25 protein-coding genes are annotated in these 22,702 nt (G+C 57.0%); 16 read left to right on the top strand and 9 right to left on the bottom strand.

Translation table 11 applies throughout. The annotated features are described in order from the left end of the window. Positions 1 to 98 precede the first annotated feature (98 nt). Positions 99 to 620, top strand: coding sequence for a lysozyme inhibitor LprI family protein (locus tag PLU01S_RS00005; protein ID WP_244901219.1), 522 nt, complete (start codon positions 99 to 101; stop codon positions 618 to 620). A gap of 31 nt (positions 621 to 651) precedes the next feature. Here PLU01S_RS00005 and PLU01S_RS00010 read toward each other — a convergent pair whose 3' ends face one another. Together PLU01S_RS00010 and PLU01S_RS00015 are read right to left on the bottom strand one after the other, a co-directional pair. Then, a complete protein-coding gene (locus PLU01S_RS00010) occupies positions 652 to 963 on the bottom strand; it encodes an antibiotic biosynthesis monooxygenase family protein (protein WP_074820770.1) in 312 nt (103 codons plus the stop codon). Beyond that, positions 963 to 1,712: a CTP synthase C-terminal region-related (seleno)protein gene (locus tag PLU01S_RS00015; RefSeq protein WP_074820772.1), complete on the bottom strand. Its 750-nt coding sequence runs from the start codon at positions 1,710 to 1,712 to the stop codon at positions 963 to 965. The genes PLU01S_RS00010 and PLU01S_RS00015 overlap by 1 nt, the downstream gene beginning before the upstream one ends. A gap of 95 nt (positions 1,713 to 1,807) precedes the next feature. Here PLU01S_RS00015 and PLU01S_RS00020 point away from each other — a divergent pair, with 95 nt between their 5' ends. Both PLU01S_RS00020 and PLU01S_RS00025 read left to right on the top strand, forming a co-directional pair. Further along, positions 1,808 to 2,701, top strand: a complete 894-nt coding sequence (locus tag PLU01S_RS00020; RefSeq protein ID WP_083397797.1) for a LysR family transcriptional regulator — start codon at positions 1,808 to 1,810, stop codon at positions 2,699 to 2,701. A gap of 252 nt (positions 2,702 to 2,953) precedes the next feature. Next, entirely contained in the window at positions 2,954 to 3,169 is a 216-nt protein-coding gene (locus PLU01S_RS00025; protein WP_010796229.1) for a hypothetical protein, read from the top strand. A gap of 61 nt (positions 3,170 to 3,230) precedes the next feature. Here PLU01S_RS00025 and PLU01S_RS00030 read toward each other — a convergent pair whose 3' ends face one another. Further along, the gene (locus PLU01S_RS00030) at positions 3,231 to 4,061 is read right to left on the bottom strand and encodes an NAD-dependent protein deacetylase (RefSeq protein WP_074820778.1); all 831 of its coding nucleotides are present in this window, start codon (positions 4,059 to 4,061) and stop codon (positions 3,231 to 3,233) included. A 235-nt stretch (positions 4,062 to 4,296) separates the two neighbouring features. Further along, on the bottom strand, positions 4,297 to 4,710 hold the full coding sequence (locus tag PLU01S_RS00035; protein WP_074820781.1) for a hypothetical protein: 414 nt from the start codon (positions 4,708 to 4,710) through the stop codon (positions 4,297 to 4,299). Here PLU01S_RS00035 and PLU01S_RS00040 point away from each other — a divergent pair. From PLU01S_RS00040 to PLU01S_RS00050, 3 genes are all read left to right on the top strand, one after another. Further along, positions 4,709 to 5,386, top strand: coding sequence for a response regulator transcription factor (locus PLU01S_RS00040; protein ID WP_010796231.1), 678 nt, complete (start codon positions 4,709 to 4,711; stop codon positions 5,384 to 5,386). The two genes, PLU01S_RS00035 and PLU01S_RS00040, sit on opposite strands and share 2 nt — an antisense overlap. Next, a complete protein-coding gene (locus PLU01S_RS00045; protein ID WP_074820785.1) occupies positions 5,383 to 6,771 on the top strand; it encodes an ATP-binding protein in 1,389 nt (462 codons plus the stop codon). The genes PLU01S_RS00040 and PLU01S_RS00045 overlap by 4 nt, the downstream gene beginning before the upstream one ends. Before the next feature lie 62 nt (positions 6,772 to 6,833). Further along, the gene (locus PLU01S_RS00050) at positions 6,834 to 7,289 is read left to right on the top strand and encodes a YiiD C-terminal domain-containing protein (protein ID WP_074820788.1); all 456 of its coding nucleotides are present in this window, start codon (positions 6,834 to 6,836) and stop codon (positions 7,287 to 7,289) included. A 2-nt stretch (positions 7,290 to 7,291) separates the two neighbouring features. Here the strand turns inward: PLU01S_RS00050 and cysQ are convergent, their stop codons facing one another. Together cysQ and nudE are read right to left on the bottom strand one after the other, a co-directional pair. Further along, complete coding sequence (gene cysQ, locus PLU01S_RS00055; protein WP_010796234.1) at positions 7,292 to 8,128, bottom strand: 3'(2'),5'-bisphosphate nucleotidase CysQ; 837 nt, start codon at positions 8,126 to 8,128, stop codon at positions 7,292 to 7,294. Positions 8,129 to 8,181: 53 nt separating this feature from the next. Further along, positions 8,182 to 8,748: an ADP compounds hydrolase NudE gene (gene nudE, locus PLU01S_RS00060; RefSeq protein ID WP_010796235.1), complete on the bottom strand. Its 567-nt coding sequence runs from the start codon at positions 8,746 to 8,748 to the stop codon at positions 8,182 to 8,184. Between the two features lie 135 nt (positions 8,749 to 8,883). On the opposite strand from nudE, the gene yrfG reads away from it, so the two are divergent. The 8 genes from yrfG to PLU01S_RS00100 all read left to right on the top strand — a co-directional run bounded on the left by yrfG (position 8,884) and on the right by PLU01S_RS00100 (position 17,444). After that, positions 8,884 to 9,570 (top strand): GMP/IMP nucleotidase, encoded by a 687-nt coding sequence (yrfG, locus tag PLU01S_RS00065; protein WP_074820791.1) that lies wholly within the window; start codon positions 8,884 to 8,886, stop codon positions 9,568 to 9,570. Positions 9,571 to 9,711: 141 nt separating this feature from the next. Then, positions 9,712 to 10,317 carry a chorismate mutase gene (locus PLU01S_RS00070; protein ID WP_074820793.1) on the top strand — a complete coding sequence of 202 codons (606 nt, stop codon included), beginning with the start codon at positions 9,712 to 9,714 and terminating at the stop codon, positions 10,315 to 10,317. 133 nt (positions 10,318 to 10,450) lie between these two features. Beyond that, positions 10,451 to 11,338, top strand: coding sequence for a LysR family transcriptional regulator (locus tag PLU01S_RS00075; protein WP_074820796.1), 888 nt, complete (start codon positions 10,451 to 10,453; stop codon positions 11,336 to 11,338). Between the two features lie 115 nt (positions 11,339 to 11,453). After that, positions 11,454 to 12,302, top strand: a complete 849-nt coding sequence (gene fdhD, locus PLU01S_RS00080) for a formate dehydrogenase accessory sulfurtransferase FdhD (RefSeq protein ID WP_074820798.1) — start codon at positions 11,454 to 11,456, stop codon at positions 12,300 to 12,302. A 2-nt stretch (positions 12,303 to 12,304) separates the two neighbouring features. Further along, positions 12,305 to 14,626, top strand: a complete 2,322-nt coding sequence (locus tag PLU01S_RS00085) for an FdhF/YdeP family oxidoreductase (RefSeq protein ID WP_074820801.1) — start codon at positions 12,305 to 12,307, stop codon at positions 14,624 to 14,626. A 198-nt stretch (positions 14,627 to 14,824) separates the two neighbouring features. After that, positions 14,825 to 15,286 carry a nucleotidyltransferase family protein gene (locus PLU01S_RS00090; protein ID WP_233432096.1) on the top strand — a complete coding sequence of 154 codons (462 nt, stop codon included), beginning with the start codon at positions 14,825 to 14,827 and terminating at the stop codon, positions 15,284 to 15,286. Between the two features lie 120 nt (positions 15,287 to 15,406). Next, the gene (locus tag PLU01S_RS00095) at positions 15,407 to 16,414 is read left to right on the top strand and encodes an LLM class oxidoreductase (RefSeq protein WP_010796242.1); all 1,008 of its coding nucleotides are present in this window, start codon (positions 15,407 to 15,409) and stop codon (positions 16,412 to 16,414) included. A gap of 40 nt (positions 16,415 to 16,454) precedes the next feature. Beyond that, entirely contained in the window at positions 16,455 to 17,444 is a 990-nt protein-coding gene (locus PLU01S_RS00100; RefSeq protein ID WP_074820804.1) for a zinc-dependent alcohol dehydrogenase family protein, read from the top strand. Here the strand turns inward: PLU01S_RS00100 and PLU01S_RS00105 are convergent. Next, positions 17,441 to 17,917, bottom strand: coding sequence for a GNAT family N-acetyltransferase (locus tag PLU01S_RS00105; protein WP_074821655.1), 477 nt, complete (start codon positions 17,915 to 17,917; stop codon positions 17,441 to 17,443). The genes PLU01S_RS00100 and PLU01S_RS00105 overlap by 4 nt on opposite strands. A 141-nt stretch (positions 17,918 to 18,058) precedes the next feature. On the opposite strand from PLU01S_RS00105, the gene PLU01S_RS00110 reads away from it, so the two are divergent. Both PLU01S_RS00110 and PLU01S_RS00115 read left to right on the top strand, forming a co-directional pair. Next, on the top strand, positions 18,059 to 19,171 hold the full coding sequence (locus tag PLU01S_RS00110; protein WP_074820809.1) for a cobalamin-independent methionine synthase II family protein: 1,113 nt from the start codon (positions 18,059 to 18,061) through the stop codon (positions 19,169 to 19,171). 235 nt (positions 19,172 to 19,406) lie between these two features. Then, positions 19,407 to 19,880 (top strand): glycine zipper domain-containing protein, encoded by a 474-nt coding sequence (locus PLU01S_RS00115; protein ID WP_074820813.1) that lies wholly within the window; start codon positions 19,407 to 19,409, stop codon positions 19,878 to 19,880. 59 nt (positions 19,881 to 19,939) lie between these two features. Here PLU01S_RS00115 and PLU01S_RS00120 read toward each other — a convergent pair whose 3' ends face one another. Together PLU01S_RS00120 and PLU01S_RS00125 are read right to left on the bottom strand one after the other, a co-directional pair. Continuing rightward, positions 19,940 to 21,157, bottom strand: a complete 1,218-nt coding sequence (locus PLU01S_RS00120; protein ID WP_074820817.1) for an aldose 1-epimerase family protein — start codon at positions 21,155 to 21,157, stop codon at positions 19,940 to 19,942. 184 nt (positions 21,158 to 21,341) lie between these two features. After that, positions 21,342 to 22,670: an MFS transporter gene (locus PLU01S_RS00125; RefSeq protein WP_074820820.1), complete on the bottom strand. Its 1,329-nt coding sequence runs from the start codon at positions 22,668 to 22,670 to the stop codon at positions 21,342 to 21,344. Between the last annotated feature and the right edge of the window lie 32 nt (positions 22,671 to 22,702).

A 22,702-nucleotide genomic window follows, 5' to 3' on the forward strand; every position in this document is an offset into this window, starting at 1 on the left:
TCTCTCCGCTCACAGGTCAAGCTTTATTTGAATAGGATTCGATAAAATCCTATATATAGCTTCCAGACTGCCTCAAGGTGTTACTACACGCGTTTCTTATGGATGTACCGAGCTTCTCTTTCAGGACGTCTGATTCATACCACTTTAATAGTATCCCTATTGTCTATCACCAGATCCTTTGGAAAAGCAGCACGCCAACAAGCGAGGAATACATGAGGTTCTACCTATTTGCTTTTGGACTTACCGCTCTTGTTGCCTTTCAACCGGCATTTGCAATGGATGAAGAGGATTACTCGGCTACCTTTAATACGTGCCTTGATGAGTCCAAAGGCACTACCAGAGACATGCTGAGCTGTATATCTGCCGAAACAAAGCTTCAGGATACTCGGCTGAATGAAGCCTATCAGAACACGATGGCTACCTTTAGCGATCCACAGAAAGCCAAGCTCAAAGAGACTCAACGGTTGTGGATCAAATATCGAGACGCCAACTGTAGCCTTTATACCAATGCAACAGGCGGTACGATTGATGCGCTGAATACGGCATCCTGCCTATTGGATATGACCAAAGCTCGTGCTGATGAGCTGAGCCGTTTTACAGAGCAGGACCCCTCTCTTTAAGTTGGCCGCACGTGGTCTCTTGTGTTTGCTCTTATAAAGAGTAAGCACGTTCCACTTTTACGATCTGCACACTGTACCCTTCGTACCACTTGGTGCGTCCCTGCCAGCGCGCCTGCTGGTGCTCAGGCTGATCTTTCCATGCCTTTATGGCCTTTTCATCGGTCCAATAAGAAATGGTGATTCCAGTACCGTTCTCGCCTCTTACGGAAACGACGCCTAGAAACCCTGGCTGCCTTTTGGCCAATTCGAGCATGTGCTCGGCTGTTTCCTCATAGCCATCTTTTTGAGCACTTTGCTTGGAAACAAAAATGACTGCGTAGCATGGCGGAGAGGGAAGGCTCATTATTTGTTCCTCCCTGACGAAACGGCATGAGTGGCAGAGGCTTTTATAAGGGCTTTAACAAGGGGAGGCAGGAGTCCCTTCAAGGCCTGACGCTCGGATTGAAAGAGTGTTGCAATAAAGAAGGGGTGATCGTGCAGTTCGACCGCCCTCACCTCTCCAGCAGCATTGTGTCCGACAGCTTTAAGCTTGCCGGACAAAATCTCTAGCCCGACCGCTGTATTAAGACCATATGCACAGCGGTATTCCTCGTAGCTTTCTATAACACCATACGCTTCGGCTATACGTGAGCTGGAAGTGAATCCTACCTGTTCGCCTCTTTCTATCAGCGCACAGGCTAACGGAGAGACTATCGGGTCATCGCGTTCCGGTGCTGTTTCAGCATGCGCTGCGTTGGCCCGGTTCAGCTCATTGCGTGCATATTCGATCAATGCATACTGAAATCCTGCGCAGCTGCCTAAAAACGGGAGGCCGTGATTTCTGGCGTATCGAATAGCAGATAGCGCACCCTCTTCATTGTCATACGGGCTTCCAGGCGTGCACCAAACGCCATTAGCTTCTTCGAAAGTCGTTTCTTCTATATTGGCTGTAGCGATCCACTCGAATACCAAGGGAATATTCAGAGCGGCTTGAGCCAAGTGCAACGCCTGGATGATGGCTTGGTGCGCCTTGATCTCAGGGTTGTAGTCACCTACCAGCGCAATCCGAACGCTTTGCCTACCTGGTATAAGGTTTTTCACCGGTGCGCTCATAGACTTCTCCTCTATAGTTTTGCTTCTTGGGCAGGCACTATAAAAAGAGACCCTGTTGACCACTATTGGCGCCTCGGCAGACTGTCCTTGCACATATGCACAATCGACTCGACTATTCTGATCTTGCGCTGATTCTTGCCTTGGTAAGGGGGGGCTCGCTTTCACGTGCTGCCGAGCGGCTTCGCGTAGACGTGTCTACCGTATTTCGCTCTATCAGGCGTCTTGAGGCATCGTTAGGGCTTGAGTTATTTGAGAAGAAACGGACCGGCTACTTACCTACGCCCACCGCCTTGCTGTTAGCGGATCAAGCCGAACGGGCTGAGCATGCCCTGGACAATGCGCGGGCCAGTCTTTTGGAAGCCGACTCCATTGCGGGCACCGTACAACTGACCTGTACCGAATCCGTACTGGCAAATCTTGTGGCCCCGGCGCTTGGAGATGTCTTACCAGACTATCCGCAGCTGATGCTGGAAATATCGACATCCGACGGTTTCGCTGACTTGAGCCGGCGGGATGCCGACATCGCTATACGGCTGACGAAGACACCGCCGGAACACCTTGTAGGTCGCTGCCTGGGAAAAGTGCCGTATGCCTTGTATGGACATGCGTCTTATCTAAGTCAGATTCAGGATAAGCCGTGGGATGCGCTGACCTGGGTATCACTCGATGACTCTTTCAGCGATCACCCCACCGTCACGTGGCGCACGTTTAACTATCCAACCCTCGTCCCAAGGTATCGCTGCCAGAGCATACATGCCGTTACGCAGCTGGTGCGCTCAGGATTAGGCGTGGCCATCTTGCCCTGCTTTGTATTGCAAACAGCTCCCGAACTCTGCCCGTTAAGCGCTCCCTTGATCAACTGCGAAAGTGAGCTCTGGATTCTCATACGGGCAGGCGGTCGTGTATTGCAGCCAGTGCATACCCTTTACAGGGCCTTAAGCGAGGCTATTTCTCTGAATCAGAACGGCAAGCGACCGACTCACTTATGAAGGCCCAGCATCCTTTAACCGGATCACTTTAGCCAAGGTTCCGCGACATAAATGTGAGAAGAAACGCTGCGCAAAAGAGGCCTTTAAATGCCATTGGTCGCCGAGGCACACCAAGAGTCAGTCTATATGCTCGCCGCATCAGATTTTATAGTTTGATTAATGTAGGCTGTGCGCCTCTTGGTTAATGGTGCGCTGTAACCCCGCTCGACACCAAGCCAACATACTTTGCTCATTTATGGAAAGCTTGCCGCTATGGCTCAATCAAATTCCTGCTTATCCGCACAGCAAGAAATTGACTCTCTGCTGGATCATTTACAGGCCGCCAATGATTTGATCGAGCACGCACTCGCCATGATTGCTCAGGTTCATCGTGGCGAAAAAAGCCCTGAAGAACTCAAGCCACTGCGCGATGCATTCAGCTCGGTGATCAGTCTGCAAACGCCTGAACGCTTCGCCATTCGGCATTAAAGAGTTGCGGTCAATCTGCTTTATTGAAAGGCGCCTCTGGCGCCTTTCTCTTGCCTGACCATTAAGGTTGCGCCACCAGCCAGGGCAGCACCTCCTGACAGGGTTGCTCAATCTTCAATGTGCATATCGTATCGGCGCGCGTCTTGCCGATATTGATCAGAATAAGAGGCCTGCCAAGCTCTACGATCAACTTGCATAGCCGAAAGCTCGAATAGGCCATCAGGGACGTACCGATTGCAACCAGCGCATCGGCATGCCGAACACCCTCCCATGCTGCCTCCGCCTCATGTGCAGGCACGCCTTCACCAAAGAACACGACATCCGGCTTGAGCCATTCACTGCCGCAACAGGGACAACCCGCCAGGCGAAAGCCTTCAAGATAGGACGCTGCGAGATGGGCATCGCCATCAGGTGCCAGGACAGCATCGATACCCTGTACATTCGGATTAAGCGCCCTCAGCTCGCTCTGGACGTCCTCGCGCCACATGCGGTTGCCGCAATCCATGCACACGACTCGGTGCAGGTTGCCATGCAGCTCCGTAACATGGTGACTGCCAGCCTTCCCGTGCAGCGCATCTACATTCTGCGTAACGATGCCCGAAATTCGCCGCCCCGCCTCCAATTCAGCCAGCGCCTTGTGCGTGGCATTGGGCATGGCATCACGCACGGCGGGCCAACCTACCATGCTACGGGCCCAATATCGTTTTCGAGCCTCAGGGGAGTTCATGAACTCCTGAAACATCATGGGTGCCCTGCCCCGGCGCACGCCATTGACGTCGCGGTAATCCGGGATACCCGAGGCGGTGCTGATACCCGCGCCTGTCAGTATCAGCGGTTGATAGCGGTAGATAAGCGCTTTCAGATCAGACAGCTCGGTTTCAAAATCAAGCATGACGGCATCTATATCGTCTAGTAATGGATTAGCTTAGGCGATAACTCTGAACGCCAGCCTTGATAGACAGGAGCCGGCCAGCTTCAGTGCGCCTTTAACAAGAATGCCGTTGTCTCGCTGTAAAAGATGACCATTGGTCGCCCTTTGGTTCAAAAAACGTCGATCTCGTATCGTTCAGCTCTTGTTCAGCACGGATTCAGAAAGTATTCAGCCACCCTGGCGTAGTCTGAAACTGTCAGAAGATGCTCCAGTGAGGAGGCCCGATCATGATGTATCCCCAGCTGGCTGTTGCGTTCCCCGCTCCGATCGACGCAGCCAGTTCACATGCATCGGTAACCTTCTCATGTTCTTCGGCGATGTTCCTTGCAGCTCCATTGTGCACAGGCCAGTTCATCCCTGGTGGTGCATAGCCACTTTCCCCAGTGGCAGTTTCTCGATCCCCATGAAGTGCTCCTGACCTCTCCCCATCGGAGAGGTTTTTTTTGCCTGATACAAATGACGCATATCCAGAAACCTTTCCTTTATCCTCCTTTATTGAGTACTTGCCCTGATAGAGGGGCACATCACTCACCGTATTGGTCAGAAGTCGAGGATAATGCCCTATCGATTCGAGTTGACCTTTGTTTGCCGAACATTCAGGAACACCCATGAAAATTCTCGTCGTCGAAGACGAAAACCTGCTCCGTCACCACCTCAAGGTGCGCCTTAGCGAAGCTGGGCATGTGGTCAATGCCGTAGGCAATGCCGAGGAAGCCCTTTATAACGCACGCGAATTCCACCATGACCTGGCGATTGTGGACCTGGGTCTGCCCGGCATGAGCGGTCTTGATCTGATCCGTCAGCTTCGCACTCAGGGCATGGCCCTGCCGATTCTGATCCTTACTGCTCGCGGTAGCTGGCAGGACAAGGTGGAAGGCTTGGGCGCTGGTGCCGACGACTATGTCGTCAAGCCGTTTCAGTTCGAAGAGCTGGAAGCGCGCCTGAATGTATTGCTGCGCCGCTCGGCCGGTTTCATCCAACCCAGCATCAAGGCCGGTAATCTGCGTCTGGACCTTGGTCGCCAGCAGGCCTTCAATGAAGAGCAGCCTTTGCAGCTGACCGCTTATGAATATCGTCTGCTTGAATACCTCATGCGCAACCATCAGCAGGTCATCACGAAAGAGCGCCTCATGGAGCAGCTCTACGACGATGACGGCGAGCATGACAGCAATGTCATCGAGGTACTGGTTGGCCGTCTGCGACGCAAGCTGGAAGCGTCATGCGGTATGCAGCCCATCGAGACCGTCCGCGGACGTGGATATCTGTTTACCGAGCGCTGCCAATGATTCGATCGTTCCGCCTGCGCCTGCTATTGAGTGCGGCGCTTCTGGTCATCATTTGCCTGGGCTTGATGATCCCAGCCATTGGCAAGGCGTTTGACGGGACGGTAGAAAACTTTGTGGCGGCGCGCCTTGAGGCTAACGCCAACACGTTGATTGGTGCGGCCCGGGCCATTGATGGGCGTCTGGCCATGCCGGAAATGATCGCGGAGGAGGTCTTTGACCGCCCGCAATCGCCGATCCTGGGTTATGTATACGACCAGAACGGTCGTCTGCTATGGCGCTCCCGCTCTGCCGTACGCGAGCGTCCCAACTACCGGCCCACCTTCGACGGAACCGGCGTTAAATTGGTCAAGACTACGGATGACGAGGGGCGCGGCTTTTTCGTCTTTGACCGAGAGGTCTTGCTGGGCAACCCGCCCGTAGCAGGCTTCAGTATCGTCACCATGCAGCCGGCCGAGGAATACGATCGCCTGCGCAGCGGCTTTATGCATCAGGTTACGCTCTGGTTAAGCGGCGTCTTGTTTGCCCTGCTGATTCTTCTGGCGGTAGGACTGCACTGGAGCCTGCGTCCGCTGCATCGCTTGAGCCGCCAGCTGGATGCCATCGAGACTGACCAGCGTGATCTGCTCGACGAGAAGAATGTACCTAGCGAGATTAGCCGCCTGATCCGCTCCCTCAATCGCCTTCTCGATTTCGAGCGACTGCAACGGGAGCGCTATCGCGACACGCTGGGTGATCTGGCCCATAGCCTGAAGACCCCGCTGGCCGTTCTGCAGGGCGTGACAGAAGACCTGCGCCGAAAACCCAGCCTGGAGCATGAGGTGTCTGCGCTTCAGGTTCAGATTGAGCGCATGAATCAACAGGTTGTTTTCCAGCTGCAACGTGCCACACGGCGCGGTGCGGTATTGAGCCGGCCACTGGAACTGCAGCCGCTCGTGGAGTCCTTGTTCAGTACGTTGGACAAGGTGTACGCCGAGAAGAAAGTCCAGGCGTCACTGCATTTCCCGCCGGGTATGAAAGTTCAGGCGGAGGAAGCCGCCATGCTGGAAGTCTTTGGCAACCTGCTGGAGAACGGTTATCGCCTGTGCCTGACTCAAGTACAGGTCAGCGCTGAGTTCATCGACGACAGCTGGATCATCGATATCGAGGATGATGGCCCCGGTATTCCAGCCGAGCGACGCGAGACCGTCCTGCGGCGAGGCGTACGCATCGACAGCCGCCACCCTGGTCAAGGCATCGGGCTGGCCGTCGTGCAGGATATCCTTGAAGGCTACCGCAGCGCCCTGACAATTGATGATTCTTCGTTAGGTGGTGCTCGTTTTCGCTTCCGTCTGCCGAGTGTCTCCCCTGAACGTCCTCGATTAGGGCACAATGAAGTCCGGATGTGACTTGCAAGTCAATGTTTGCGTCTGCCCTGTTACCCCCGCCATTTGCTCTATAGGACCCCGGCATGGAACGCGATTGCCGCCACCTGGAATCACTGCTGTACCGCGATATCCCGATCACTCAGGCCCTTGGCCTACAGGTGAAGAGTTGGGAAGCGCATTCCCTGCGTCTGCATGCGCCGCTCGATGCTAACGTCAATCACGCCCACACGATGTTTGGTGGAAGCCTCTATTGCATCGCCGTACTGGCGGGCTGGGGCTGGCTCTACCTGCGCCTGCGCGAAGCAGGCCTGGAAGAGGAAGGCCATATCGTGATTCAGGAAGGTCAGATTACCTATCCGCTGCCTGTGACCACAGACGCCATTGCGCTGTGCGATGCGCCGGACGAGCGTGACTGGCAGCGTTTCGAGACCATGTTCCGCCGTCGCGGTCGTGGCCGCTTGACGTTGCACTCACGTATTCTGGCCGCCAACGGTGAAGACGGAGTGCGCTTCACCGGGCAGTACGTGCTGCACAAGTAATATCAGGCCTGGCGGGATGCCAGCTCAACGAGCGTGTCCCGCCAATGTGCCTCGGCCGGCAAGGCCAGGAAGTAGGGATTGAGAAAATCCTCCCTCGCCTCGTATGTCAGTGGCTCACCGTTCAGGTTGAGTACGACGCCACCCGCCCCTTCCAGGACGCCCTGAGCCGCTGCCGTGTCCCATTGAGAAGTTGGCGCTAGTCGGGGATAGCAGTCCGCCGCACCTTCAGCCAGCAGACAGAACTTCAGCGAGCTGCCGACATTGGCCAGCTTGATCTCGCCCATATGCTCACCCAGCCCAGCCAGAAGTCGCTCCTGAGTAGGGCTGCTGTGTCGGCGGCTGGCAACGACGGTGAAGCCCTGTACAGGTGTAGGCCGGACATTGATCTCTTCGCCGTCCTCTCCCCGTATACGCCAGGCGCCCATTTCTGTTCCGCCACAGTAATACAGGTCACGGGTGGGCACACCGACCACACCAAACACAACGCGCCCCTCTTCCACCAAGGCGATGTTGACGGTGAACTCTTCGCTGCCGGAGATGAACTCCTTAGTGCCATCCAGCGGATCGACGACCCACCAGCAGCGCCAGCGGGCACGCTCCTCCAGCGAAATATCACACGCTTCTTCCGAGAGTACCGGAATGTCCGGGGTCAGCGCGGCCAAGCCTTCGCTGATGATGCGGTGGGCAGCTAGATCAGCGGCGGTAACCGGCGAGGCGTCGGCCTTTTCCGTCACGGCCACGTCATTGCGCCAGAAAGGAAGGATCGCGGCACCGGCCTGGCGGACCAGGTCGACAACGTTGAGCACCAGCGGTGCGGTAATGGAGACGGGTACCATCATAAAAACCTCCACAGGCAGATGAGGCCGCCTCAATAACGACCGCACAGTAAATGTCAGGCGACGAACTCGCCACGCTGGATCAACAGATCCCGCACTAAATAGAGCGCAGCCAGTGCGCGTCCTTCGGTAAACCGGGGATTATCCATCAGACTGAATAGCTCGCGTAGGCTGATCTTGTCTACCTCGATCGGTTCGGGCTCATCGCCCTGCAAACGCTCGGGATAAAGATCGCGCGCCAACACGACATGAATTTTCTGATTCATGTAGCCGGGCGACAGAGAGAGCTGCGTCAGATATTCGAGCTGGCGGGCACCGTAACCGGCTTCTTCCTTGAGCTCACGGTTGGCGCCCTCCAGTACGGTCTCGTCCATCTCGACAAGCCCCTTGGGCAGGGACAGCTGATAATCTTCGGTGCCGCCACAGTATTCTTCAATCAACAGGGCATGCTCGTTGTCCAGCATGGCCACGACCATGACCGCGCCCGGGCCGGTCCCCTTGTTGGCCAGTCGTTCATAGGTTCGCTCTTCACCATTGGAAAAACGCAGCTCGACTTCTTCAACCGTGAAAAGACGACTCTTGGCAACGATCTGCCGGGCAAGCACAGCGGGTTTCTGGCGCATAAACGGCTCCTGAGCGAATCGGGTCGGCTATCATAACGCGCCTTGTTTAATAATCCGTGGCCGGGACGATCTGTCTTGGCGTAATCACGAAGAGATGGCTCACCGCGGTTACGGTGGAGTCCAAAAGAGGAAGCCATGCCTACCCTTGCCTGGAATCAGATCGACACCGTCTTGCTGGATATGGACGGCACGCTGCTCGATTTACACTTCGACAATCATTTCTGGCTGGAATATCTCCCGCAGTGCTACGCCAAGCATCATGGCCAGTCCTTTGAGTGGGCCATGGCCGAACTGGAGCCACTGTTCGAGGAGAATGCCGGCAAACTGACCTGGTATTGCCTGGACTACTGGAGCGCTCAACTGGGGCTTTCGATCGCCGCGCTAAAGCGGGATATTGCCCATCTCATTGCCTTGCGCCCCGATGCCGATACGTTTCTGTCTGCCATTCAGGCAGCAGGCAAGCGGGTCGCCCTGATCACTAATGCCCATCGGGACTCGCTCTCCCTGAAGCTTGAACGTATCGAGCTTGCGCCTTATTTTGACCGGATGATCAGTTCCCATGACTATGGTTTCCCCAAGGAAGACCAGCAGTTCTGGTTTGCACTGCAGCAGGACTTCGGCTTTGACCCGGCCCGTACACTGTTCATCGACGACAGCCTACCCGTTCTACGCAGCGCCCAGCGGTATGGCATCGCTCACCTTCTGGCGGTACGTAATCCCGATAGTCGCCAGGGCCCGCGGGACACCGCTGAATTCGAGGCGGTAGACGATTATCGAGAGCTGCTACCACCCCAGGAGACGGTGGCTACGTCACACTCCTGAGCGTGACCTGCGCACAGACGCCTCATGCCTGGGTTGACCCTGCCGGCGAAGCGGCGCAACGTTTCAGCGCGACCCAGTGTGAAGTGATGATGCACTGGGCCGGCGTTTAGTCCCCTGGTTAACCTTTTCAGGACTGCCTCTATGAACGCTTTTCGACGCACCCTGCCGCTTCGCGGCGCTGTCTGGTTGTCTGCCCTTACGCTTGTGTTCTGTGCTTCGGCCGATGCTGCCCAGAACACGAGTGGCTTTACGCCTTTGCTTGATAAGATCAACGCTCGCACCTCAACGGCCGATCAGGTTGCGCTGAGCAAATGGGACAGCGGCAAGCCGGTCCTCGACACCCAACGAGAGGCGGATGTCCTGGCCCGGGTTCGTAATGAAGCCGCCGCTCACGGTTTGCAGCCCGATGATGCGCAGCGCTTCTTTTCCGATCAGATCGAGGCTAACAAGTGGGTCCAGTATGGACTGCTGGATCGCTGGCATGCCATCGATAAGGCACCCAACAAGACGCGCCCGGACCTTGCCGTGGTTCGTAAGCAGCTCGATCAGCTGCAGAGCGAGCTGCTCGATGCACTCCAGGCTGCCGAGCCGCTACGCAAGGCGCCGGACTGCCCACATGTCGCAGCCCGTGCGGTGAGCACCTATGCCACGGCACATGCACTTGATTCTCTGCATCGGCTGGCGTTAGTCCGCGGTATGGCCAATGTCTGCCAGGGGTCGCAGCAGCAGGTGGCTGCCACTGATTAACGTACGGCCTGACGTGCCTGCCATGGGGAACCCGGCAGGCACCCTTCGTCATTCAATTCTGTTCCTTACTCTATCTACAGCGCTATGCTGATAGATTCTGCCTTCATGCTGCCGGAAGCCTGTCCGCCTGATCATGGACATCAAACAGCTTAAATTCCTGATTGCCCTGGATGAAACGCGCCACTTCGGCCAAGCGGCCGAACGGTGCTACGTCACTCAGCCAACCCTTTCCATGCGCCTGCGTAGCCTTGAAGAAGAGCTGGGACTTGAGCTGGTACGTCGGGGTCAGCGCTTCGAAGGCTTTACCGAGGCGGGCCAGCGTATTCTGGCCTGGGCCCGGACCCTTATGGCGGCACATGAGGGGCTCTATGCGGAAGCCGCCGCCTATAAAGGGCAGCTGGTTGGCACCCTGCGCCTGGGGATCGTCCCCCTGGCCAGCTATGACCCTATGCCTCTGCTGCATCACCTGCGCCAGTTGCACAGCAATCTGCGCTTTCAGTTATCAGTGTTGAGTACCGAGCATATTCTCGAACAGCTGGCGAGCAACCAGCTCGACCTGGGAATCTCCTATCTCAGCCATCTCAACGATCAGATGTTTGAAAGCCAGTCACTGACCGAAACCCGAATGGGCTTGTTGTTCGACCAGCGTCATTTTCAGTTCGACGAGCAGGAGCTGAGCTGGGAACGGGTAGCCGATTTGCCCCTGGGTCTGCTCACGGGAGGAATGCACTTTCGCCAATCGGTCGATCACGGTTTTCGCAGTCGTGGCCTCACGCCCCGGCCTGTACTGGAAAGCGATGCCGTGCATCTGCTCCTGCAAGCAGTCAATGCGGGACTATGTTGCGCCGTGATGCCACTCAAAGGTGGGTTCGACGCGCTGACCGAGCACTCTTGCCTGCTTCCGATTCAGGGTGGGCGAGCCCTGGCACCGCTTGGGCTGATCATCCGGCGTACCGCGCCGCGCCTGCCAGTGGCCGAAGCCTGTTTTGCTGAAGCGCGCCTGCTGTACTCAGGTAAATGAAAACGGTCGCTTGATAAGCCCCATCTATCGCCATATCGGTACCAGCGATTAGACGTCGCACCTTAATAGGCTTAGGCTTTGATCTGTGTCAAACAGCCGCAGGCCAATTGCTGCTATGTCCCGCTCGAATCCGCATGCTGATACACCCTCGGAACAGCCCGCCAGCCAAGCGCTGCACGGGTATACCTATGCCGAGCTGAAGAACCCGGAAGTCACTGGCCAGACGCCATTGGCTGAAGAGTGTGCCGTTGCCATTTCCTACAATGGCATCAGCCACACCGTCATGATGGCTACACCTGCCGACATCGAGGATTTCGTTGCGGGCCTGAGTTTAAGCGCTGGAATCATTCATTCCATCGACGACATCTATGGCATGCAGGTACGCCGCGTCGGTGAAGCCCTGAATGTTGAGGTCGAAATTTCCAGCCGGACGTTCTGGGCCTTGAAAAGCCAGCGTCGCCAGATGGCCGGAACCAGCGGATGCGGCCTGTGTGGCGTCGAGGCGCTTGAGCAGGCACTGCCGCAACTGGATCGGCTGCGTAAGGTGCAGCTGCCACCTGCCGAGCATCTGGCCAATCTGCGCCAGCGTATCAACGAGGCTCAGCAGTTGGGTCAGCGTAGTGGCGCCGTCCATGCGGCACTGTTTGCCAATGCCGAAGGTGAGCTAGGCCTTTGCCGTGAAGATATCGGCCGCCATAACGCGTTGGACAAGCTGATCGGCGCCTTGATGCGCCAGAAGGTCAATACCCGTGCCGGCTTTGTCGTGGTGACCAGCCGCTGCAGCCTGGAGCTGATCCACAAAGCGGTTCGCGCCAACCTGGCAACGCTTGTCACTCTGTCCGCGCCCACTGGCCTCGCCGTGGAATGGGCCCGTCGGCATCGTCTCAACCTTATTCATTTACCTCATCAGTCTCCGCCTCGCGTGTACAGCCCGGCGCCGCTCATTCCAGAACATCGGGAGTAGTCATGAGCAAGCAAAAATCTTCTTATAAACCCTATCAAGGCCCTGCCGCGGGCTGGGGTGCGCTGAAAAGTGTCGTGCACTTCTGGCTCGACAGCGGCAAGGCCGTCAAGAATATCCGGACCCTGCTCAAGACCAATCAGGACCACGGCTTCGACTGCCCTGGCTGCGCCTGGGGTGAAGCACCGGAAAACGGCCTGGTGAAGTTCTGCGAGAACGGCGCCAAGGCGGTGAACTGGGAAGCGACCAGCCGCCGTGTAGATGCTGCGTTCTTTGCCAAGCACAGCGTCAGCAGCCTGAGCACGCAAAGCGATTACTGGCTCGAATACCAGGGCCGCTTGACCGAGCCGATGCGCTACAACCCGGCGACTGATCACTATGTGCCGATCAGCTGGGATGATGCCTTCCAGACCATCGCCAAACACCTGAAGGCGCTGGAAAACCCTAACCAGGCCGAGTTTTACACTTCCGGTCGTGCCAGCAACGAGGCTGCCTTCCTGTATCAGCTGTTCGTGCGGGCCTATGGCACCAACAATTTCCCGGACTGCTCCAACATGTGCCACGAGGCCAGTGGTGTAGGCCTGGGCCGCAGCATAGGCGTTGGCAAGGGTACGGTGACCTATGAGGACATGGAGCACGCCGATGCGATCTTCGTGGTGGGCCAGAACCCTGGCACCAACCATCCACGGATGATTGAGGTGTTGCGCAACGCTGTGAAGCGCGGTGCTCAGGTAGTCAGTTTCAATCCGCTCAAGGAGCGTGGTCTGGAGCGCTTCCAGCATCCCCAGAGCCCGGTCGAGATGCTGACCAACAACTCGCGCCCGACCAATACGGCCTATTTCCGCCCAGCCCTGGGTGGCGACATGGCGGCCATGCGTGGGATAGCCAAGTTCCTGCTGCAATGGGAGCGTGAGGCGCAGCTGAACGGCACGTCACCGGTGTTCGACCATGACTTCATCCAGAACCATACCTTGGGTGTCGATAGTTACCTGGCCGTGCTGGATACTACGTCCTGGGAACAGATTGTGGAGCAGTCAGGCCTGACCCTGGCGGAGATCGAGCAGGCCGCACGCATGTATGCCAGGGCTGAGCGAGTGATCATCTGCTGGGCCATGGGTGTGACCCAGCATCGCCACTCTGTGCCTACCGTTCAGGAAATCGCCAACCTGCAACTGCTGCGCGGCAATGTGGGCAAGCCGGGCGCTGGCCTGTGCCCGGTTCGCGGTCACAGCAATGTGCAGGGCGACCGTACCATGGGGATCGATGAGAAGGCTCCGGCCTGGCTTAGCGATGCCCTGGAAAAGCGCTTCGACTTCAAGGCACCCCGTGAGCGCGGCCATAACACGGTGGAGGCCATCGCTGCCATGTTGGCGGGCGATGCCAAGGTCTTTATCGGACTGGGCGGCAACTTTGCCCAGGCGACACCGGATACACCGCGGACTCATCAGGCACTGCGCAATTGCGACCTGACCGTACACATCGCGACCAAGCTCAACCGTAGCCATCTGGTGACAGGCAAGCAAGCGCTGATCCTGCCATGCCTTGGCCGTACCGAGCTGGATCTGCAAGCCAGCGGTAAGCAGGCCATTACGGTAGAAGACAGCTTCAGCATGGTCCATGCCTCGGCAGGGGTGCTCAAGCCACTGTCTCGCCAGATGCGCTCCGAGCCGGCCATTGTTGCAGGGATTGCCAAGGCAACACTGGGCAACCACCCTGTAGATTGGGAGTGGTTGATTGAAGACTACGACCGCATCCGCGACCTGATCGCCGATGTGATCCCGGGCTTCAAGAACTTCAACGTGCGCCTGGACAATCCTGGCGGTTTCTACCTGGGCAACAAGGCACGTGATCGCGTCTGGAACACGATGACTGGCAAGGCCAACTTTGCGCCCAGCCAGTTGCCAGAGAATCTGATCCCGGAAGCGGCTCGCCAGAATGGCCAGAAGCCTGACCTGATCCTGCAGACCATGCGTTCGCACGATCAATACAACACAACGGTGTACAGCCTGGATGACCGTTACCGGGGTGTGAAAGGTCAGCGTGACGTGGTCTTTGTCAACGAAGCGGACATCCGCCGCCTGGGTTATGAGCCAGGCCAGAAGGTGGACATGGTCTCGCTGTGGGACGATGGGATCGAGCGTCGTGTCAGTGGCTTTACGCTGCTGCCGTTCGATATTCCTGAAGGTCAGGCGGCGGCCTACTATCCTGAGACCAATCCGCTGGTGCCATTGGAAAGCTACGGTAAGGACAGCTTTACGCCTACCTCCAAATTCGTAGCCATTCGCGTGGAGCCAGCGCAAAGCAACACCATCGCTTCGGTCGCCTGATACCGAGCGAATAGCTTGCCGTCGATACAGGCGGCAGGCTGCTTTTTATGGCTGGGCTCTATACTAAAGGGCCCAAGGCCATCCTCTCTTTCCCATGCATCGCCTCCCTGACTGGATAGCTGAAGACCCGCTGCGCTGCCAAGTGCTGGCCTGTGTTGCCCAGTTGCACTTGCCGGATGCCTGGTAGCCGCCGGATTCGTGCGCAATCTGGTCTGGGATCACCTGCACGGTTACACGGTTCCTACCCCGCTGACGGACATCGACGTCATCTATTTTGACCCTGCCTGCCGTGACCCTGAGAGAGATACTGAGCTTGAGAATCGGCTCAGGGCCTGTGCGACCCTGCCCTGGTCCGTCAAGAATCAGGCCCGTATGCATAAGCGTAACGGGGATGCGCCCTATCACAGCAGCCTGGATGCCATGAGCTATTGGGTGGAGATGGAAACGGCCTTAGCGGCCCGCCTCCTGACTAGCGGACAGATCGAAATCGCCAGCCCGTTTGTTCAGCATGGTCTCTTCAAGCTGCACGTAACGCCTAACCTAAAGCGTTACAAACCGGAGGTTTTCAGGCAACGACAGCACGAGAAAGGCTGGGCGCGCCGGTGGCCGAAACTTCGGTTTCTACCTGCAGCACCTATACCGCCCCACCTGCCAGACTGATTGCCATACAGGAAAAATTGTTTTTCGAACTCGAACAACCCATGAGACTCCATTGCCTACCGATTACACTCATGGAAGACCGGTCATCATGGATATCAGGCTCAGGGACCTAGGAACCTTATGAACGCTGCATCGCTCCCCCTCGATCATCCCTTCGCTCACCACAATGGGTTTAACCGGGTCTTCGCGCCGGACAGGCTTACCCTGGGCTTTATTCTGCCGGTGGCAAGCTACCCGAACGAGCCGGGACCTTCGCTTGAGCATCACGCCGAGCTGACGCAGCTGGCCGATCAGTTAGGCTTCGCTGCGCTCTGGGCCAGGGACGTACCGTTTTACGATCCAGGTTTTGGCGACATGGGGCAGGTCTTCGAGGCGTTTACCTACCTGGGCTTTCTGGCCGGCACCACCAAACGAATTACGCTGGCGACCGGCAGTGCCGTGATCACCCTGCGCCACCCGCTGCACCTGGCCAAAATGGCCGCCTCGGTTGACCAGCTCTCCAGCGGGCGGCTCGTGCTGGGTATCGCCTCGGGAGATCGACCTGTCGAGTATCCCGCCTTTGGCCTGGAAGATGAGTACGAGCAGCGCGGCGACCGCTTCCGCGAAGCGTTCGAGATGTTCCGCCTGGCCAGCGAAACGCCTTTCCCTAACGGTGACTTCGACCGCTTTGGCGATCTGCAGGGGCTGGCCGATCTGGTCCCCAAACCATTCAACGGCCGCATCCCTGCCTTCGTTACAGGTCGTAGCCGTCAGGCAATGGACTGGATTGCCGCCAATGCCGACGGCTGGTTCTACTATTTCATTGGCGTCGAGCATGTCTCGGCCATTACCACATTGTGGCGCGAAACCATCAAGCGCGTCACGGGCGAAGAGACGTTCAAGCCTTTTGCCCAGGGCATGTTCTTCGATCTGGCTGAAGATCCGGACCAGGCCCCCATGCCTATTCATGCCGGACTCAGGATTGGTCGTCGCTACCTGGTGGATTATCTTGAGCATATGCAACGCCGAGGGGTGAACCACGCCGCTTTGAATCTGAAGTCGTCCCGCCGCCCGGCCAAGGAAGTGGTTCAGGAACTGGCTGAATATGTCTTGCCGCACTTCCCTTCCCATGAACCTCTTGAGCCGTGAGGACTCAAGAGAACTCAGACTTAACAAGGGAGAGTGCTCCATGCCCCGTACCGTACGCTTTCATGAAACCGGTGGCCCAGATGTACTCAAGATTGAAGACGTAGACGTCCGCCCACCTCAGCCAGGTGAAGTACAGATTCGCACCAAAGCGCTGGGCCTGAACCGTGCTGAAGCTATGTATCGCGCTGGCCAATACACGCATCAGCCAGTCTTCCCCGCCATTCTTGGCTACGAGGCCGCGGGTGTTGTCGAGGCAGTCGGCGACCGCGTAACTGAGTTTACCGTGGGCGACACCGTCAGCGTCATACCGGCATTCTCGTTCGAACAGTATGGCTTGTACGGAGAGTTGGTAAATGCGCCTGCCCATGCCGTCGTCAAGCACCCCGACACGCTTTCATTCGAAGAGGCTGCCGCTACCTGGATGATGTTTACCACGGCCTATGGCGCGCTGGTCGATATTGCCGGACTGAAGGCGGGCGATACCGTTCTGGTTCGTGCGGCCTCCAGCAGTGTTGGCCTCGCTGCAATCCAGATCGCCAATTTTGTCGGCGCAACGCCGATTGCCCTCACCCGGACGAGTAACAAGCGACAGGCATTGCTCAAGGCAGGCGCGAAACATGTCATCGCAACGGAAGAACAGGATCTGACGGATGAAGTGCTAAAGCTCACCGATGGCAAGGGCGCGCGTATCGCCTTTGATCCAGTGGGTGGACCAGACGTGCCCAAGATTCTGAAAGCGCTCTCGTTCCTGGGCATTTTCTTCCAATACGGCGCCTTGAGCACTGAAAACCTGTCATTGCCAGTGATGGATGTGCTGGGCAAGGACCTGACCATTCGCGGCTATCAGCTGTTCGAAATCACTCAGGATGCTGATCGATTGGCCAAGGCCAAACACTTCATTCTGGACGGCCTGACCCAGGGCAAGCTGAAGCCACAGATTGCCAAGACATTCCCGCTGGACCAGATCGTTGAGGCGCACCGGTACATGGAGTCCAATCAGCAGGTTGGCAAGATCGTCGTAACGGTTTAACCCAGCGACGAGCCGTCCCGATCATTCGCGCCGGGACGGCTTTCCAGCTCCGGTTTCAGATGCATGACCTTTTCCCACTGGCCCGTCATGTCATCGAAGCGCTCGTCCATAGTCCTGAAACCATGCCGCTCGTAAAAGGCTACCGCACGACTGTTCATGCTATAGACAGACAGTTCGAGGCGCGACTCAAGGGACTTGGCGTGCTCCAGCAGCGCGCTGCCAATGCCTTCGCCCTGGTGGTCCGGGTCGACAAATAAGGCTGCCAGCACATTCTGTTGCAGCGAGAAGAACCCGAGAACCGTATCGTCCCGCACATATACCCAGTTCTCGGCGCTGGGCAGGTACTTTTTCTTCATATCCTGCCGCTGGCTGCACCAGAAGTCGGGCGCGACACCATCATGGGCCAGGATGGAGGCGGCCAGCCAAATCGAAACCATGTGCTCATATTCATCGTCTTTTGCTTTTCGAAGCATGTGTATCCCTACCTTCAGCCAGGCTGAAACAGTACCTTCATGAATGATCTTGATAGTGACCATGAAGCATAGACGCTAGAAATGTTTAGTCTACTGAATGATCATGAGAAATATTCATTTAGCTAGTCGCAAGGTAAGTCTATGTCCAGCCACTTCCCTCGTTTTCGTGCCGACTCTGTAGGCAGCCTGTTACGCAGCCCGATTCTGAAGGAGGCCCGTCGCCGCTATCAGACCGGAGAAATGGAGCGAGACGTACTGCGTGCGGTTGAGAATGATGAGATCCGCAAGATTGTCGCCAAGCAGGAAGCCCTCGGGCTTCCTGCAGTGACGGATGGCGAGTTCCGCCGCGCCTGGTGGCATTTCGACTTTCTTGAGCAGCTCGACGGCGTAGAAGGCTACGAGGCAGACCAGGGTATTCAGTTCCACGGTCAACAGACCAAATCCCGAGGGATCAAGGTCACGGGTAAATTAGACTTTACCCGGCATCCGATGCTGGAAGACTTCAAGTTCCTGGCCAGCGCTACCACTCGCAGTGTGGCCAAGATGACTATTCCAAGCCCTAGCGTGCTGCACTTCCGGGGCGGACGGAAGAACATCAGTGAGAGCGTTTATCCGGATATGGAGGAGTTTTTTGCTGACCTTGCCAACACCTACAAGAAAGCTGTGAATGCTTTTTACGAGGCGGGATGCCGTTATCTCCAACTCGATGACACCGTCTGGGCTTACCTTTGCTCAGAAAAGGAAAAGGCCGCCGCCCGCGAGCGCGGTGATGATCCGGAACGTCTGGCCGAGATCTATTCAAGCGTGCTCAATCAGGCGCTGGCTGGTCGCCCGGATGACTTGCGCATCGGCCTGCATGTCTGCCGGGGCAACTTCCGCTCGACCTGGATCAGCGAAGGTGGCTACGAGCCGGTGGCGGAAGTGCTGTTTGGCAACACGGATATCGATGCTTTCTTCCTGGAATACGATACCGAGCGCGCCGGTGGTTTCGAACCCCTACGCTACCTGCCCAAGGGCAAGCGTCAGGCTGTATTGGGACTGGTCACGACAAAAAGCGGCGAACTGGAAAGTCCGGATGCTCTCAAGCGCCGTATCGAGGAAGCCTCGCGGTATGCCAACCTGGACCAGCTCTGCCTGAGTCCGCAGTGCGGATTTGCCTCGACAGAGGAAGGCAACCTGCTCTCGGAAGGGGAACAGTGGGCCAAGCTGCAACGCGTAGTAGACGTGGCCCGAGAGGTCTGGGGAGGGGCCTGATCAGCGCATGACTGGCTGACTGAAAAGGGGCGCTTTAGAGCGTAAACCTGCCCTTTTCCGCTACATTTCGATCAAGATAAAAAGGTGCAGACTACCGTTCCGTAATAAAGTTTCTGTAATAAATTCATACATTTGCCTTTTGTGGAAGTTATCGCACCCTTAAGCAGATTCCACTTGCCAAGCGAAGCGGTAATCACGAGGATCGGCGCCATCATCCTCACAGTGAGTTTTGATTATGAAGTACTCCTCGATCCTTCTGTTGTCCCTGAGCCTGGTAGGTACTAGCGCGATGGCGGGCGACGATATGCGGGCCGGTATCGGTGGTGCGCTAGGCGGGGTGTTAGGCTCGGTTGTAGGAAATGCCGTAGGCGGAAGCACGGGCTCCACGATCGGTGCAGGTCTGGGTGGTGCTGCGGGCGGTGCGGTAGGCGCCAAGCGTGGCGATAAAACAGAAGCAGCCATTGGCGGCGGTCTTGGCGCCGCGGGTGGCAACGTATTGGGCAAGGCCGTAGGCGGCAGCACAGGCGCTATGGTGGGTGCCGCCCTGGGCGGCGGCGGCGGTGCAGCCCTCGGCAGCAGCATGGGCGATTCGGGCGACCGTCACCACAGTGGCCGTCGCTACGATGACCGCCGTTATGCCCATGACAACGGCTGGCACCGTGGTCACCACAAGAAACACTGGAAGCGCCACGGTCGTTGGGACGATTGATCCCTACCCTAGCGCTAAAAGAAAGGGCCACGTCTGTGGCCCTTTTTCATTTACCGCCACTATTTCTCTTTGCTCAGGTCCACCAGCGGTGTTTCACGTACATCGGTCTGGCGGCCTTGCTGGATCGTATCGACACGCTTGAGTGCCTCGTTTACCGCACCCGCATCACTGAGCAGGCTGTAGGTAATCTCAAAGTCACGGGTTTCTTTTGGCCCGATCCTGGGTACCAGCTTCAAGTCACGCTGGAAGCGTCGGTTATAGGAAAAGCTGGTGCCTGGCTCCAGACCGGTCACATAACCCTGCCCCTGGGTGTCCGTGTTTTTCCACAGGGAAAAGGCGGGTAACTGGTTAACGTTGAAGGCGAGGCTGACGCCCTGCTTGCCAGCTTTATCATGTAATACCGCCAGGCTGTTGCCCTGGGCATCTCCATAAGGAAACAGGTTGTACACCATCTCGTCGAAGCCTTTGGTAGGGCCCCGGTAGGTTTGCCACTCTTTCAGGTCACGCTTGGCGTACTCGTTGAATGGCGAGACCTCACGCACTGGCGCGGCGAACTTGGCACCCTCCTCCAGCAGTGGCGTACCGAAATTGCTATGGTAGAGCGCTTGATACTCTTTCTCGTAGTCGCCCTGGTTAGTCAGCCGATCATGAAGGGTGAACTGGGTGGCGCCCGGTTGCGTGGTCAGCTGAGTATCAACCAGAAAATCCACCTTCTTGAATGCCTGCTCGCGCAGCTCGCCTTTCAAGTGAATGGCATATGGCGGCTTTTCATCGATGGTCAGCACGACCTTGGACGCTGGAATATTGGCCGCACGACCATGCAGGGTTAGCAGCTCTCCATTATCCATGCCCGGATGGCCAACCCACTCGTAGCCACAACGGGTTACCATCTCGTTGAAACCTTCCAGCCAGCCCAGCCCGCCCCGGCCGTTGAGCTCGATGAAGGCTGGGTTGACGACCTCATGCACAGGCGAGTCCCACCCCAGGCGTACCGTACCGGCGGTGGCATAAAGCACGTTCATGCCGCGGTTCGGCACAACGGTCATTTTCATCGCGCCGGTATCGATTTCGATCAGGCTTACCCCTTCCTGACGACCGCCATGCAACGTCTTGAGAGTGACTGAAAAAGGCTTGTCCGTTTTGACGCCAAGCTGCTCGCTGGTGATGCTCCAGTTTTCAGCAGGCTTGTTCGAGTCGATCAGCGTGTAATCCCAGGCAAACGCTGAAGAGGCAGCTGCCAGCAATCCGAAGCTGGCAAGCAGAGCAGATGCGTTCATGTCCGATTTCCTTTTTGTTTGTTGTTATACCTCGCTGCCCTTTGGCTGAAACGATTTAGCAGCGTGAGAAAAGTGTAGAACAACCCTGCACGTTTGCATGTGCCGGATTTCGGATTTACGAGGTTGGAGACAGGAAACGAGAGGTAGGTCAAGGTGCCTGCCCGACACCCTGACTTGAGAGTTATTACTCTTCGAGGCGCTCGACCTTGCCGACGACGAGCCCGTAACTCAGCGCGCCGACCAATGCCGTGATGCCGATATAGGTGATAGCCGGGGCAAAGTTGTTGCCATCCACCAGCAGGCCAACCACGATCGGCACACTGATGGATGCCAGGTTGCCGATGAAGTTGAACATGCCTCCCGTCAATCCCAGCAGGCGTGCAGGTGCCAGGGCCGACACCATTGACCAGGTGATCGACGCCAGACCGTTACCAAAGAAGGCGATCGCCATACAGGCAATGATCAGCGCTGGCGTGTCAACAAAGTTCGCGCCAATGATGCAGGTGGAAATCAAGAGGCCGCTGATGATGGGCAGCTTGCGTGCCATGCCCAGCGAAACGCCACGGCGCACCAGCCAGTCGGATAGCAGACCCGAGCAGATAACGCCTAGAAACGCTGCCAGAAAAGGCACCGAAGCCAGAAAGCCCGCCTTGATGAAATCCATGCCGCGGTATTTGACGAGGTAAGTCGGAAACCAGGTCAGGAAGAACCATAGTGTGGAGTTCAGGCAGAACTGACCAATGTAGATGCCCCACAGCTTGCGCTTGTTGAGCACGGCCCACAGATCCGCCCAGCGAAACGCAGCGCGGGACTGATTCTTTTTCTCCAGATCTACAAGGCCGCCGCCCTGCTCGATCAGCGCCACTTCGGCATCATTGGCACCTTTGAAGTCTTTTGGCTCACGGTAGATCAGATACCAGATCGCCGCCCAGACGATACCGATCCCGCCTGTTACCACAAAGACCATGTGCCAGCCGAACGTCTGTTGCAGGTAGATGAGTACTGGGGTCAGGAACGCCAGCCCGACGAACTGTCCGGACGTATAAAACCCGATGGCGGTGGCGCGCTCCCCTTCCGGGAACCACGTCGTTACCACCCGGTTGTTGATGGGATACGCCGGCGCTTCCAGCGCACCGACTGCAAGACGCAGGATTACCAGGCCGATAAAACTGCCGACAAAGCCTAGGCCGATGGTTGCCAGGGACCAGAGCGCAATGGCAATCGGGTACAGCACTCGCGGAGACACCTTGTCCACCAGCCAGCCGCCCGGGATCTGCATGGCGGCATAGGTCCAGCCGAACGCCGACAAGATCAGCCCCATGTGCACGGGATCGATGTTCAAGTCCTGAGCCAGGTGGGGGGCGGCGATGGAAAGATTACTGCGGTCCAGGTAGTTGATCACTACCGTGACGAACAGCAAGACCATGATGAAGTAGCGCGAGCGTGACGCAGGCTGGGCTTGCACCTGGGCCTGGGTCTGGCTGTACGCCGTGCGGGTTGAAGAATGTTGCATCACCGTTACACCTGTCTTGGACTTGTTATACA

Source organism: Pseudomonas luteola NBRC 103146 (assembly GCF_002091675.1).
GTDB lineage: Bacteria > Pseudomonadota > Gammaproteobacteria > Pseudomonadales > Pseudomonadaceae > Chryseomonas > Chryseomonas luteola.